Annotated in this window: 13 protein-coding genes; 5 read left to right on the top strand and 8 right to left on the bottom strand. The window is 68.6% G+C overall.

Annotated features, from left to right (window positions below; translation table 11 throughout):
• Window positions 1–6 precede the first annotated feature (6 nt).
• Window positions 7–690, top strand: coding sequence for a hypothetical protein (locus tag G531_RS0106060; RefSeq protein WP_145978592.1), 684 nt, complete (start codon window positions 7–9; stop codon window positions 688–690).
• Between the two features lie 318 nt (window positions 691–1,008).
• On the opposite strand, the gene G531_RS0106055 is transcribed toward G531_RS0106060, so the two are convergent.
• Entirely contained in the window at window positions 1,009–2,154 is a 1,146-nt protein-coding gene (locus G531_RS0106055; protein ID WP_145978593.1) for an NADH-quinone oxidoreductase subunit D-related protein, read from the bottom strand.
• Between the two features lie 209 nt (window positions 2,155–2,363).
• Between G531_RS0106055 and G531_RS0106050 the strand changes: the two genes are divergently transcribed.
• Window positions 2,364–2,672 carry a histone-like nucleoid-structuring protein Lsr2 gene (locus G531_RS0106050; RefSeq protein ID WP_026926557.1) on the top strand — a complete coding sequence of 103 codons (309 nt, stop codon included), beginning with the start codon at window positions 2,364–2,366 and terminating at the stop codon, window positions 2,670–2,672.
• 9 nt (window positions 2,673–2,681) lie between these two features.
• A complete protein-coding gene (locus G531_RS20820; RefSeq protein WP_051215126.1) occupies window positions 2,682–3,605 on the top strand; it encodes a hypothetical protein in 924 nt (307 codons plus the stop codon).
• On the opposite strand, the gene lepB is transcribed toward G531_RS20820, so the two are convergent.
• Window positions 3,595–4,365 (bottom strand): signal peptidase I, encoded by a 771-nt coding sequence (gene lepB, locus G531_RS0106040; RefSeq protein WP_026926556.1) that lies wholly within the window; start codon window positions 4,363–4,365, stop codon window positions 3,595–3,597. The two genes, G531_RS20820 and lepB, sit on opposite strands and share 11 nt — an antisense overlap.
• 47 nt (window positions 4,366–4,412) lie before the next feature.
• A complete protein-coding gene (locus G531_RS0106035; protein WP_145978594.1) occupies window positions 4,413–4,799 on the bottom strand; it encodes a hypothetical protein in 387 nt (128 codons plus the stop codon).
• 336 nt (window positions 4,800–5,135) lie between these two features.
• Between G531_RS0106035 and G531_RS0106030 the strand changes: the two genes are divergently transcribed.
• Together G531_RS0106030 and G531_RS0106025 are read left to right on the top strand one after the other, a co-directional pair.
• Window positions 5,136–7,688 (top strand): ATP-dependent Clp protease ATP-binding subunit, encoded by a 2,553-nt coding sequence (locus tag G531_RS0106030; RefSeq protein ID WP_026926554.1) that lies wholly within the window; start codon window positions 5,136–5,138, stop codon window positions 7,686–7,688.
• Window positions 7,689–7,777: 89 nt separating this feature from the next.
• Entirely contained in the window at window positions 7,778–8,305 is a 528-nt protein-coding gene (locus G531_RS0106025; RefSeq protein WP_026926553.1) for a DUF3592 domain-containing protein, read from the top strand.
• Here G531_RS0106025 and G531_RS0106020 read toward each other — a convergent pair.
• The 5 genes from G531_RS0106020 to G531_RS0106000 all read right to left on the bottom strand — a co-directional run bounded on the left by G531_RS0106020 (window position 8,296) and on the right by G531_RS0106000 (window position 14,121).
• A complete protein-coding gene (locus G531_RS0106020) occupies window positions 8,296–9,660 on the bottom strand; it encodes a tyrosine-protein kinase domain-containing protein (protein ID WP_026926552.1) in 1,365 nt (454 codons plus the stop codon). The genes G531_RS0106025 and G531_RS0106020 overlap by 10 nt on opposite strands.
• A gap of 15 nt (window positions 9,661–9,675) precedes the next feature.
• Window positions 9,676–11,094, bottom strand: a complete 1,419-nt coding sequence (locus G531_RS0106015; protein ID WP_145978595.1) for an O-antigen ligase family protein — start codon at window positions 11,092–11,094, stop codon at window positions 9,676–9,678.
• 98 nt (window positions 11,095–11,192) lie between these two features.
• Window positions 11,193–12,467 carry a lipopolysaccharide biosynthesis protein gene (locus G531_RS0106010; protein WP_026926550.1) on the bottom strand — a complete coding sequence of 425 codons (1,275 nt, stop codon included), beginning with the start codon at window positions 12,465–12,467 and terminating at the stop codon, window positions 11,193–11,195.
• Window positions 12,464–13,516 carry a glycosyltransferase gene (locus G531_RS0106005; RefSeq protein WP_026926549.1) on the bottom strand — a complete coding sequence of 351 codons (1,053 nt, stop codon included), beginning with the start codon at window positions 13,514–13,516 and terminating at the stop codon, window positions 12,464–12,466. Before G531_RS0106005 ends, G531_RS0106010 begins: the two co-directional genes overlap by 4 nt.
• Window positions 13,513–14,121, bottom strand: coding sequence for a sugar transferase (locus tag G531_RS0106000; protein WP_026926548.1), 609 nt, complete (start codon window positions 14,119–14,121; stop codon window positions 13,513–13,515). Before G531_RS0106000 ends, G531_RS0106005 begins: the two co-directional genes overlap by 4 nt.
• Between the last annotated feature and the right edge of the window lie 4 nt (window positions 14,122–14,125).

The following is a 14,125-nucleotide window of genomic DNA, read 5'->3' as shown; positions in this document are numbered from 1 at the left end:
CGGCGTGTGAGCGAATCCACCAAAACTAAGCAGTCCGGCGTCAACGCTCTGCGACGCGCCGGGATCATCACTCTGGCAGCTGGTGCCGTTGTGGCCATCGCGGCGGCTTTCGGGCCGGTGTGGGTGGTTCGTGCGGGCATCGCGATCGCCCTGGTGGCCGGTCTGGTCGCCCTGCAGTTCGCCTGGAAGGCCGTCCGCCGGTCCCAGGCCGAGGCTCGCGCGGAGATCCGGGAGTCCATGCAGACCCAGGGCCAGCACCTGAGCGTCGAGCGCCAGCACAACGGCGAGGTCCTCTCGGTGATGAAGTCCTACAACGACCGCGCCGACGGCAAGCTGGCCGCGCTGCACGGTGACATCGACCGGCTGCGCACCGAGATCAACGCGCTGCTCGGTGAGAAGGCCCATCTGCAGGCCGACGTCATCGAGCGCGACCTGACCATCAGCCGGCTCAAGCGGGAGCTGTCCCGCGCCGAGGCCGAGCTCAAGAAGCTGCGCCAGGCCGAGGAAGCCGAATCCGCCGACCGGGCCGAGGTCGTCTCGATGCCGCGGTACGCGATGTCGGAATCGCAGTGGGCGGCCCTGCCCACCGCCGCGGAGCTGTGGAACACCGGTGAACACCCCAGCATCTCCAGCCTGGAGCAGCTGGCGTTCCCCGGCCACACCGACAGTGAGGCACGCAAGCAGGCCTGACCTGCTCCCCAACACGCCACCGCGAAAGCCCGATCCGTCCGGATCGGGCTTTCGTGATTCCTCAACAAATAATCGGTGTTTTGACAAGATGTCACACAATGGGACATGAGTTCTTGATAACACACGATATGTCTCAATGCAAAAGACTGCCCACGAAAGTGGAAAGCCTCGTATCCTGCGGCGAGGTGGAGTCGTGGGGGTCCGAAAGGCCCCCAAAATCAATGGGTCAACTCAACGGGTCAACTTAACGGGTCGACCATTCGGTACGCGCCTGTATTCATTGTTGAGGCATTCCAATAAAAAGGGAAATGGTGCGGCCTATTTGGCCACGTCGCCGATCACATATCCCAGTGAGCACAGAATCGGCAGCACCTGGTCGGGGTCGGCCCCGAGCAGCGCCGACTCCAGCGCGGCCACATTGCGGGAGCTGGGCGTACGCAATTGGAGCCGGGCGGGAGTCTTCTGCCCGGTCGACACCAGATGGACCCCGGCCTGCCCCCAGGGGGCAGCGGTGGCCACGTAGCAGTCTCCGACCGGGAGCTTCAGGATCTTCGGCAGCGTCACCGTGATCACCCCGCCGGGGGCCTGCTCGGCACAGGCCCGGATCAACGCCGCGGAGGCGGGCAGTTCGGCGGCCACCGCGCTCAGTCGGGCCCGGGCATCCCTGGTGGTCTCCGGGGCGGTGGGCAGCAAGTCCGCCAACTCGGCGTAGGCCAGGTAGGGCCGCCGGCGACGCAGGTCCCGGTCCACCCCGCTGGCGGCGCTCACCGGGCCGCTGAGGCCCCAGGAGTCCACTTGGGCGGGGGAGAGGATGCCGAGCCCGGTGGGGAGCTCCTGGAGGGCTCCGGACAGTTCGGCGGCGAACGCGGCGACCTCGTCGGCCAGGGCCACCTCGGTGGCCAGCCACTGGCTGCCGACATCGGCGATGACGCCGCCGATGCGGACCACCATCGGGTGGATGCGATTACCGGTCCAGCGCCGCAGTTGCTCACGCAACCGCTCCCGCAGGGCCCGCAAGTGGCCCAGCCGCTGCGGCGGGGCGAGCCAGCTGAGCGAGCCCAGGTGACTGACCAGGCGCGTGTGTTCGGACAGCAACGTGCGCAGCCACACCGCGCGGCGGGGTACCTCCAGTCCGAGCAGCTGCTCCGCGGCCAGGGCCACCGCCAGCTCCCCGAACGCCGGCGCCTGCCAGTCATGGCGGTTGGCCAGGGACAGGATCTGGCGATAGTCGCGAACCTCGAAGAGCTTTTCCACCCCCCGGTGCAACAACCCGATCGACACTTCGGCGGTGCTGATCCGGCCGGCGGCGTCATAATCCACGGCCAGGGTGAGTACGCCGGCCCGACTCGGGTGCTCCGGACCGGGATCCAGGTGCCGCACCGAGGCCGCGGTCGGCAGGGCGGTGGCCGGGGACCCCACGGTGAATCGGGTGGGCAACGACCGAATGGCGGGGATCGGTGGCATGTTCTGCACGATAGCTCAGCCCTCGCTCCGAACTACCATAAGTAAATCCGGTGGACCCGGATGATTCCGCTCGGGATTCGCTGGTGAATCCATAAATCATTGCTCGGGTCCATCGTTACCGAATCGGAATACTCTGGTCTTTTGTGGTACCCGGAATAGTGTGGCTATTCTTGGGGTACCCCCAATCAGTAGGAATAAAGGAGTTTGAAATGGCTCAGCGGGTGATCCTCGAAGACGACCTGGACGGCACTACGCCGGCTGAGACCCTGCGGTTCTCCATCGATGGCGCCGATTACGAGATCGATTTGTCCAACGACAATGCGAAGCGGCTGCGTGAAGCGATGGATCCGTGGGTACGCAATGCGCGCCGCGACGGTCGCAAGCGGGCGGTGCGCACTCGTGCCGAGCAGGGGACGCCGACCGATATCCGGGCCTGGGCCCGAGCCAACGGCTGGCCGGTCAATGACCGCGGCCGCGTGCCCCAGGAAATTCGCGAGGCTTACGAGCGCGCGAACTGACCCGATCGGGTGCGTGACCTCACTGCCCGGATCGCTCGCCTGTACGCGGGGGATCCGGGCGCTTTCGTCACCGGGCGCACCGCATTGGCGAAAGAGGCAAAGCTGGCCGGGCAGCCCGAGGTTGCCAAGGCCGTGGCCGCTTTGCGCAAACCCACCCGCGGGGCCTGGCTGGTGAATCTGCTGGCCGCCGAGCACCCGAGTGAGTTGGCCGACCTGCTCGTGTTGGCCGAGGCGCTGCGGGAGGCGCACGCCGACCTGGCCGCCGATCAACTGCGCACGCTGTCGACCGAACGGAACCGAGTGCTGGCGGCACTGGCCCGGCTGGCGGTCGAGGCGGGGGAGCAGCGCGGCTACCACGCCACCGCGGCGGTGCGGCAGGAGGTGGTGCAGACCCTGCAGGCCGGGATGAGCGATGCCGAACTCGGCACCGCGATCGGCGCGGGAATCCTGGCGCAGACCGCGCAGCCGACCGGCTTCGGCCCGCTGCGGCTGACCGAGCTCGCGCCGATGGCCGAGGTGGTGGCGCTGCGCCCGGCCGGGGCCGCCAGTGGAAGCGCGGAACCGACCGATGTCGATCCCGGGGCGGTACACGAAGTCGATCCCGCGGCGGTACGCGAGGTCGATCCCGCGGCGGTACGCCGGGCCGAGCGGGCCCTGGCGCGCGCTGATCTGGACCTCGCCGATGCCGAGGACGCCGCCGCAGCCGCTGCGGCCGCGCTGACCGAGACCGAGCAGGCCGCGACGACCGCGAGCGCAGAGGTGGCCCGGCTGCGGGCCGCAGTGGTCGCCGCGGAACAGGTCGAGGCAGAGCGGGTGGCGGCCCTGGCGCGCCTGCGGGAAGAATTGGAACGGGCCACCCGGGCGCGGGATTCCGCGCGGGTGGCCCGATCGACGGCCGAGCAGGCCCTCGGCGACCTCGGCGTCAGCAGCTGATCCGGGTATCGATGTAGGGCTCGGCCGGTGCCGGTTGGGCCGGGGGCGGTACGCCGTCGAAGGTGGTGGGTGTCTTCAACTGCTGGAACCGGTCCAGTGGGGCGACGATCAGACCCACCGGTCCGACCACATTCTGAATCGGGACGAAGGCGTTGTCGCCGGTATTGCCGCCGGGCACCGGCTGGGTGAGGTGGCAGCGGGAATCGGCCGAGGCGTTGCGGTGGTCGCCCATGACGAACAGTTTTCCGGCCGGCACGATCACATCGAACGGCTGGTCCGACGGCTTCACCCGTTGCCCGTTGGGCTCGGTATAGAGATAGTCCTCGGTCAGCGGATATCCGTTGACGGTGATCCGGCCCTGGACATCGCAGCAACTGACCCGGTCACCGGGAGTCCCGATGACCCGCTTGGTCAGGTAATCCTGCGAGCTGTTCGGCAGGACGCCGATGAATTCCAGGGCACTGGAGACCGGATTGGTGTTCGGCTGGTGCTCGGTCCGGCTGACCCAATGGCCCGGATCCCGGAAAATGATCACGTCGCCGCGTTTGAACTCGGTGAGTTTCTGCGCCACGACCTTGTCGCTGACCTCCAGGGTCTGCTGCATCGAGCCGGAAGGAATGACGAAGGGCTCGAACACGAACGCGCGCAGCAGCGCCGAGACGATCAACGCCCCGATCAGCACGATCGCGAGCTCTTTCACGAAGCGCCACAGGCGGGCCCCCCATGAGATCCGGTTCCCGGCGTCGCTGTGCTCGGGCATGGCGGTCTCCTCGGGTAGGTCGGTTGTGCGGGTGTGCCGGCGTACGCTCAGGCGCGGACGGGCTTGCGGATGGCGAGGGTGGCCAGGGCCACGCTGCCCACCAGGAACAGCACCCCGATGACGATGTGGACGATCTCTACGCCCATCTCCCCGAGGGCGAATTGGATCACTGCGAGCACCACCATGCCGATGGCGTGGTAGAGGAGGCCCTTCGACCCACCCTTGCGGCTCCACAGGATCGCCACCACCGCGGTCACCACGGTCAGCACCAGGATGATCGTCGCGGTGCCGGCATGGCTCGCGCGAATCGCTCCCGCCGCCAGATTCACCGAAAGGACGGAGCCGAGGGCGGTCTGGGCGATCGCGGCCACGGCGGTGATGACAGCAAGCACGCGCAGGGCGGTCAGGACGGGAGATTTCGCGGGTGTAGTCACGCGGGTCAGCGTACCCGCGAGTTGTGGTCGGTTCGGCATTCGAACCGGCGTTCGGGCTGTGCTGGACCCGATCCGCGCCCTGATTCGCTCGTTCGCTGTGGGCGTACGCCCGCGCGCACAGATCGCCCCGGAGGCGGAATGCCGGGGCCCTCGGGTGCGTTGTTGAGTCAGTAACGCTCAACTTCGGTGATCCGCGGGTGCCGGGACTCCTGTGCCAGCTGGGTTGCATTGACTAGAGTTGAGGAACGACAGATCTCCGGTGTCCGGGGACACGGTGGACTGGTGCAGTCCGCGGTGCCAAGGGCGGCAAGCCGGAATCAGGTGAGGAGACACGCAATGTTCGAGCGGTTCACTGACCGGGCACGCCGAGTGGTGGTGCTCGCCCAGGACGAGGCCCGCTTGCTCAATCACAATTACATCGGCACCGAGCACATCCTGCTCGGACTGATCCATGAGGGTGAAGGAGTTGCCGCCAAAGCGCTTGAGTCGCTGGGTATCTCCCTGGAGCAGGTGCGGGAAAAGGTCGAAGAGATCATCGGCCACGGTCAGCAGTCGCCGACCGGGCACATTCCGTTCACCCCCCGGGCCAAGAAGGTCCTGGAGCTGAGCCTGCGCGAAGCGCTGCAACTCAACCACTCCTACATCGGGACCGAGCACATCCTGCTCGGCCTGATCCGCGAGGGTGAGGGCGTGGCCGCGCAGGTGCTGGTCAAGCTCGGTGCCGACCTGAACCGGGTCCGTAACACCGTGCTGCAGCTGGTCTCCGGTTTCCAGGCCGGTCAGGGCGGCGACCCGGCCGGGGTCGGCGGTGGCAAGCCGGAGCAGGGGCAGACCAGCCCCTCCTCCTCCACGGTGCTGGACCAGTTCGGTCGCAACCTGACCCAGGCCGCGCGGGAGAACAAACTCGACCCGGTGATCGGTCGCGAGACCGAGATCGAGCGCGTGATGACCGTGCTCAGCCGGCGTACCAAGAACAACCCGGTGCTGATCGGTGAACCGGGCGTCGGCAAGACTGCCGTCGTCGAGGGCCTGGCCCAGTCGATCGTCCGGGGCGACGTGCCCGAGACGCTGCGCGACAAGCAGATCTACACGCTGGATCTGGGTGCGCTGGTCGCGGGTTCGCGATACCGCGGTGATTTCGAGGAGCGCCTGAAGAAGGTGCTCAAGGAGATCAAGACCCGCGGCGACATCATCCTGTTCATCGACGAGATCCACACCCTGGTCGGTGCGGGTGCCGCCGAGGGCGCGATCGATGCCGCTTCCATCCTCAAGCCGATGCTGGCTCGAGGCGAACTGCAGACCATCGGTGCGACCACCCTCGATGAGTACCGCAAGTACATCGAGAAGGATGCCGCCCTGGAACGTCGGTTCCAGCCGATCCAGGTGGCCGAGCCGTCGATCGCGCTGACGATCGACATCCTGCGCGGCCTGCGGGATCGCTACGAGGCGCACCACCGGATCACCATCACCGATGAGGCCCTGACCGCGGCGGCCAACTTGGCCGACCGCTACATCCAGGACCGGTTCCTGCCGGACAAGGCGATCGACCTGATCGACGAGGCCGGTGCCCGGTTGCGGATCAAGCGGATGACCGCTCCGCCGGACCTGCGCGAGTTCGATGAGAAGATCGCGGCGGTGCGGCTGGAGAAGGAAGCCGCCATCGACGCCCAGGACTTCGAGCGGGCTGCCGGACTGCGCGACGATGAGAAGAAGCTCATCGCCCAGCGTTCGCAGCGCGAGGACGCCTGGAAGAAGGGCGACTCCGATGTGCTCGCCTCGGTCGATGAGGAGACGATCGCCGAAGTGCTCAGCTCGGCCACCGGCATCCCGGTGTTCAAGCTGACCGAGGAGGAGTCCCAGCGGCTGCTCAAGATGGAGGAAGAGATCGGCAAGCGCTACATCGGGCAGGAGGACGCCGTGAAGGCGCTCTCCCGGTCGATCCGGCGTACCCGGGCCGGCCTGAAGGACCCCAAGCGGCCCTCGGGTTCGTTCATCTTCGCCGGTCCGTCCGGTGTCGGTAAGACCGAGCTGACCAAGGCGCTGACCGAGTTCCTGTTCGGGGACGAGGACGCGCTGATCCAGCTCGACATGTCGGAGTACTCCGAGAAGCACACCGCTTCGCGGATGTTCGGTTCCCCGCCCGGCTACGTCGGCTACGAAGAGGGCGGGCAGCTGACCGAGAAGGTGCGGCGCAAGCCGTTCTCGGTGGTGCTGTTCGACGAGATCGAGAAGGCTCACCCCGACATCTTCAACTCGCTGCTGCAGATTCTGGACGAAGGTCGACTGACCGACGCCCAGGGCCGGGTGGTCGACTTCAAGAACACCGTGATCGTGATGACCACCAACCTGGGCAGCCGCGACATCAACAAGACGGTGAACCTGGGCTTCTCGAAGTCCGGGGACGAGGAGTCCAGCTACGAGAAGATGAAGGCCAAGGTCGCCGACGAGCTCAAGCAGCACTTCCGTCCGGAGTTCCTGAACCGGATCGACGAGATCGTGGTGTTCCACCAGCTCTCGCCGGAGAACATCCTGAAGATCGTCGACCTGATGGTCGCCCAGATCGAGGACCGGCTCAAGGACAAGGACATGGGCATCGAGCTCACCCAGGCCGCCAAGGAACTCATCGCCAAGCGCGGCTTCGATCCGGTGCTGGGAGCGCGTCCGTTGCGTCGGGCGATCCAGCGCGACATCGAGGACGTGCTGGCCGAGAAGATCCTCTTCGGCGAGGTCGCTGCCGGCGACATCGTCGTGGTGGATGTGAACTCCGGTTCGGACTCGGCGGAGAATCCGTTCGTGTTCACCGGGAACAAGCGGGCCGAACTGCCGGAGACCCCGGCGGCCGTGCTGACCGGGGGCGAGTCCGACGACTCGGCCAGCAACGCCGGCTGATTCTGGATCCACTCCGGAATCCGACTCGACCGGGCCCTGCCGCACTGCGGCGGGGCCCGGTTTTTTCGTTGATGTTCTAGGCTGAACCGGTGACCGAGACCGACCACCGAGCCCGGCGTACCCGGGCCCGGCTGACCCGCTGGTTGGGCACCCGACGTCGGGTGGCCGGCCTGATCGCCGGGGTGCTGGCGGTGGCCATGTTCGGGGTCGGCATCGTGTTCACCGTCAATGTGCTCGGCTTCCTGATCGGATCGGTCGGGGCCACCGGCGAGGTGGTCGCGGTGGAGACGGTGCGTACCCCCGACGGTCGGGAGCAGCCCCAGGTGGTGGTGGAGTATCCCGATCGCAACGGTCTGTTCCGCCGCGTCACCGCGGAGTCGCCGAGCGAGCCCCCGCCGGAGGTCGGGACCGATCTCGGGGTCCTGTACGATCCGGACCGGCCCAGCGAGGCGGTGATCAATGACCCGTCCCAGTTGTGGCGCGGCGTCGTCGCCTCCGGCTCGCTGGCCTTTGTGCTCGGCGTGCTGGCCGAGGAATTGTTGCGCGGCTCCCGCCGGGTCGGGGCCGAGCCGAAGGTCCCGGACCCGACCCGGCCGCCGGTTGCGGGTCAGGCCTGACCGATCGGTTCCGGCTGTGCGGCGAGATGGTGCCAGGGAATCGGGTCGCTCGGGTCGACCCGGGTGAGCACGATCCCGAGCAGCGGGGCAGGGGAGACCTCGATGGTCTCCAGGGTGTCGGAGATGTCGGACGGGCCGGGGATCCCGGGCGAGACCACCAGCACCACCCCGTCGGCGGCGCCGACCAGCCCGAGGGAATCGGCATAGGGGACGAGCGGAGCCGCGTCCACGATCACGACGTCGTACGCCGCCCGCGCCGCCACCAGCAACTCCTCCAGGGCCTTGCCGCCGAGCAACTCACTGGGCGCCTCGGTCCGGGGTCCGCACAGCAGCACATCCACTCCGGGCAGGGCGCTGTGCCGGACCACCTGGGCCAGCGGGGCAAACCCGCCGAGCACCGTCGCCAGCCCGGCGACATGGGTGACGTCCTCGGCCGTGGTGGAAAAGTCGTGGCTGAGTTGCGGATCGCGCAGGTTCGCATCGATCAGCAGCACCCGTACGCCGGCCTCGCCGTTGTGCGCGGCCAGGTGCCGGGCAGTGGTGGTGACCCCCTCCCCGGGGGTGGCGGCGGTGACCACGATCGCGGTCGGCCCGGCCTCGGGCAGGCTGACCTGCAGATTGGCCCGGACCCGCCGGTAGGCCTCGGTGCGCTGCGCATCCAGCTCGGCCGCCGAGGGCGTACGCCGACCGATCCGGCGGTGCGGCACCCCGGGGATCCGGCCCAGCAGCGGCGCCTGCGTCGAGGTGGCCAGTTGCTGCACCGTCCGGCGGCGTCGATCGTTCGTGTGGCGCAGCAGCACGATGGCGATTCCCACCACCAGCCCGAGCGCCGCCCCGATCGACAGGTTGACCGTGCGGCTGGGCGAGATCGGCCGCTCACTGGGTACCGCCGAGGAAATGATCTCGCCGCGGATGATGTCACCGGGGGTCAGGTTGGTCACCGTGGAGCGCAACTCCTCGGTGATCGCGTTCGCGAGCTGCGCCGCCCGGGCCCGGCTGTCGAATTTGACGGTGATCTCGATCAGCGCGGTCCCCGGCGGGACCAGGGCGGTCACCTGCCGGCTCAGATCCGCACCGCTCATCGGCAGCGCGACCCGCTGGGCCACCCGGTCCAGCAGGCCGGCCGAGGTGGAGATTTCGGCATAGGAAGCGAGCTGGCTCTGGATGTAGCTGCCGGTTGCGCCGAGCCCGTCGGGGGATCCGCCGCGGGCGACGAACATGATCGAGGCCGTGGAGGAATACGTGGGCGGAATGAGCATGGTCACCCCGGTTGCTGCCAGTATCCCGATCACGATACTGAGCAGGATGGTCAACCAGCCACGACGCAGGCTGACCAGCACTTCACTGAGTTCCACTGCGGGATTCTCCTGTCATGAGGGGCTCCGGTAGTCGGAGCACAGAGTTGCCAGCATCAACACAAGGCCGGCGAACGCCCACAGCGGGCGGAAGTTTTCCAGGCTCAGCGAGAACGTACAGATCGTCACGCCGACCACGGAGAAGATCAGGGCCGCGGCGACATCGACCCCGCCGATGCGGATCCGGCCGGCGATGACCGCGATCATCAGCCATCCGCCGACCGCCACGGCGAGACCGATCAGGCCGGTCTCGGTGAGGAACCCCAGGAAGGTGTTGTGGACCACATTGGACACGTCCGCGCCGCCCACCGGGGGGATGGATTGCGGGAACTGGCCGACGCCGATCCCGGTGATCGGGTGGGCGCTCCACTCCTGGATCGCGTGGTCCCAGTACATGAAGCGGGGATCGGCGGTGAGCGAGCCACCCTTTCCCGACAGCCGGGCGATCAGGTCGTCGAACACGCCGGCCGGTGCGATCGGCAGCGCCACCAGGCCGACCAGCAGCAGGACCCCGGCCAACAGCAGCAGCCGGCCCAGCAGCCGGGACGCCGAGGGCCGGGTGAAAGTGAGAATCGGGGCGAGAACGACCGCTCCGGCCACGGCGATCAGCAGGCCCCGGGAACCGGTCAGCACGATGCCGATGACCAGCAGCACCACCGGGACCAGCGCCCACGGCCGACCGTAGGCCATCCAGTAGGCGAGGGCTATCCCGATCGACATCAACAGATAGGTGCCGGCGGCATTGGGATCCTCGAAGGGCCCGGTCAACCGGAAGTAGTAGCTGATGCCCAGGTGGATCCCGCGGGAATACAGCCAGATCCCCAGGCTGCCGGTGACCACCACCCCCACGGCGGCGAACACCCAGCAGTAGAGCAGCCGGCGTACCCGGTCGGGGTCGGGTCGGGAACCGGAGAACCAGAGCAGATAGCCGCCGACCAACATGATCTTGGCCACCGCGATCACCCCGACCAGCCCACTGCGCAGGGTCTGCTGCGCCGCGGCGACCAGCAGGGAGACCAGCATCACCCCGATCAGCAGCAGCAGGAACCCGAGGGCCCCGCGATGCACCCGGATCGGCTGCCCGCCCCGAACCAGCCGGAACACCAGCGCCACTGCGACTGCGGCAAGCACCACGTCGGCCAGGGACACATTGAACGTCACCCCGAGCGGGGCATAGAACGTGATCGGCATCAGGATCACGCACCACTCCAGCGGCCGCAGCCGGTACGCCGCCACGGTGATGATGCCCACGACCAGCCCGCCGGCCCAGAACACCACCGCCAGCGGCAACTGGCCGGTCGCCAGCGATCCGCCACCGAGGGAGAGCAGCAGGATCAGCAGGACGATCGCCACGGCCAGGCCCCGGTGCCGCAGGGTGGGCGCCGGACGGGTGGCCGTGACGGAACCCGCGGGAACCACTGCGTACCCTGCCATGCTGGTGACCCTACTCGGTCCGGTTCGGTGCGGCGCGGCGTGGCCGGTGGTCCCGGCCGGTCCCCGCGCCGCGGGCCGGAGCGGGTGCGGAACGGGTCTCAAGCGCGTGCGGCCCGCCGGACCTGGGACACTACGATCCGCAGGCTGAGCACGACCCGGGTGCCCACGCCGATCATCGCCATCAGGGTCGCCGACAGCAGATGGGGTGCGCCGGCGCTGAGCAGGATGATCCCGCTCAGCACCGCGGCCGCGGTGGAGACCGCCCCGATCACGAACTGGGCCCGGTAGCTGTTCATGATCAGCAACATCGAGTTCAGCACGTAGACCGGAATGGTGATCGCAGCCGCGATCGCCAGCGGGGTCAGTTCGATCCGGTCGAGCCGGAAGGCCGGTCCGTAGACCCATTCCAGGACCGGTGGGCCGAAGGCGACCGCGATCGTCGCGCCGAACACGCCCAGGGCACCCAGCCACAGGCCCAGCCGGCGGGCCCGGGGGACCACCGCCCGCAGTCCCTCGGTCTCGGCGATCCGGCGGAAACCGGGCAGGGTGACCGTGGTCATCGAGCCGCCGATCAGGTTGGCCAGCACGACGAGGTAGGAGGCGCCGGAGAAGATGCCGACCTCGGCGGTGGTGCCCCAGATGCCGAGCAGGAACACCGGCACGTACGCCAGGGCCGCCATCAACGCCTCGAAGGCAGCGGTCGGCGCCGCGGAGGCCAGGATGGTCCGATAACCGGCCTCGGTCGAATCCGGCTCGGGGGCCGGCACCCGCTGCGCCCACCGCATCCCCCACACCATGGTGATCACCGAACTGAGCGCGGCACTCCAGACCCCCAGCTCGACCCGCCCGGTCAGCAGGGTCACCACGCTCACCAGGACAATGCTGATGACCGGGCTGGTGGCCGACAGCGTACCCAGCCGGATCAGCTCCTCCGCCCGCTGGATCCGGGCGCCGTAGAGGTTGCTGATCCCGTCGGCCACCTTGAATGCGACGACGCCGAGGGTCAGCAGCAGGGGCATCCCCGACATCAGGCCGAGGCCGAGCAGAACGACCGCGGCCACCGCCATCCCGATGACACGCAACTGCAGGTAGGTGCGCCAGGGGAAGTGGCGGGTCAGGGTGAGGTAGACATCGCGCAGGCCGAGTTGCCCGAGCAGGAAGGTCGGCGTGGCCAGCGCCAGCAGGGTCGAGTAGGACCCGACCCCGACCGGCCCGCCCACCCGGGCGAACAGCCAGATGATGTACCACTGGGTCATCGCGGTGCCGAAGGTCCCGGCCATGATCAGGACCGCGGCGAGACCGCGATTGTCCCGCCGCGGCGGGGCGCTCACCGAGGGGTCCTCGCGGACCCCGGCGACCGGGCGGCCGGTCATCGTTGGATCGCCGTTCCCGGTGCCATCGACCCGTCGGCGATGGCACCGGCGAACTCGGCAATGGCATCGGCGCAATGGGCGTACGCCAGGTCATCGGGCTGCGGCAGGGCCGGGTGGAGGTCCCGGACACCGGCGAGAGCGGCGGCCATCGCGGCGATGTCCCCCTCGGGGACAACCGTGACGCCGGGGATGTCACGGACGCCCTTGACGTCGAAGCCGACCATCGGACGACCCACGGCGGCGGCCTCCAGCAGGACTCGCGGCAGTCCTTCCCAGTGCGCGGTGTGCACCACCGCGTCGCAGTTGCGCAGGTACTCCAGCGGCTCGGCCGCTCCGACGATGTGCAGCCGCTGGCCGAGGTCGGCACCCGCGGCGCGAATCTCTTCCAGCAGTTCCCCGGAGCCGAGCATGTGGATCCGGAAGCCGATCCCGTCGGCACGCAGCCGGCGGGCCACCCGGAGCAGGGCGTGCGGGTTCTTGCGCGGGGTGTATTCGCCGATCCAGACCAGGTCCAGCGCGCCGCTGCGGATCGGGCGCGGGCTGCGCGGGAACTGCTCCACATCCAGCCCCACCCCGTGCAGCAGCCGCAGTCGGGGGATCTTGGGGGCGTGGCGGGCGAACCACTGCTCATCGTGGGAGTTGATGCAGACCACGCCCGCGGTCCGCGGCAGCAGGGCCGATTCGGCCAGTTGGGGAGCCCACGCGTTGGGTCCGGTGCCGTTCCAGTGCAGGCCGTGGCAGAAGTAGATCACCGGCGTGCCGACCGGGGACAGCCGGACCAGAGCCGAGGCGGTGGCGGTGTTGGTCAGGATCACCTGGAGGTCGTGCTCGGTGGCCCAGGAACGCAGGTTGCCCAGGGCGCGCAGCCCCCGCGGGGTGGGACGCCGGGTCAGGGCCTCGATCACGGTCGCGCCGCCCATGTCGGCCGGCGTACCGGCGGCGGGAAAGACCTCGATCCCTTCGCGGCGCCAGGAATGCACGATCTCGGGGAAGAAGGCATCCAGGGTGCCGCCGATGCTGGTCAGCAGCCCCAGCCGTAACGAGTTCATGATGCATCGCTCCCCAGGAACTCCGGGCACGGCTCGGTGTCGTTGCGGTGCGGATCGACCAGCAGGGCCAGGGTGTCCCGGACGATCTGCAGGTCCAGCGGGAGGCTGCGGCGGTTCACGTAGTCCACATCCAGGTCGAATCGGGTCTCCCAGGCCACCGCATTGCGGCCCTTCACCTGGGCCAATCCGGTGATCCCGGGGCGGATCTCGTGCCGCCGGGCCTGGTGCGGGGAATAGCGGGGGAGATAGCGCGGGTGCAGCGGGCGCGGGCCGATCAGACTCATCTGGCCGCGCAGTACGTGCCACAGCTGGGGCAACTCGTCGATGCTGGTGGAGCGCAGCACCCGGCCGAGCGCGGTGATCCGGTCGGCGTCGTCCTCCTCGGGATCGGTCGGCGGGCGCATGGTGCGGAACTTGTACATCGTGAACACCCGGTCGTGGCGGCCGACCCGCTCCTGGCGGAACAGTGCCGGACCGCCCTCGGTGGCGTACAGGCCGGCGGCGGCAGCGAGTTGGATCGGCACCGTGAGCACCAGCAGGGTCGCCGCCCCCACGATGTCGATCGCGCGTTTCAGCGGGTCGTAGGTGTTGCCTGTTTCGGTCATCGGC

This window comes from Granulicoccus phenolivorans DSM 17626 = NBRC 107789 = JCM 15570, assembly GCF_000423085.1.
Taxonomy (GTDB): Bacteria; Actinomycetota; Actinomycetes; order Propionibacteriales; family Propionibacteriaceae; genus Granulicoccus; species Granulicoccus phenolivorans.
This window is presented reverse-complemented; position numbering and strand designations above follow the sequence as displayed.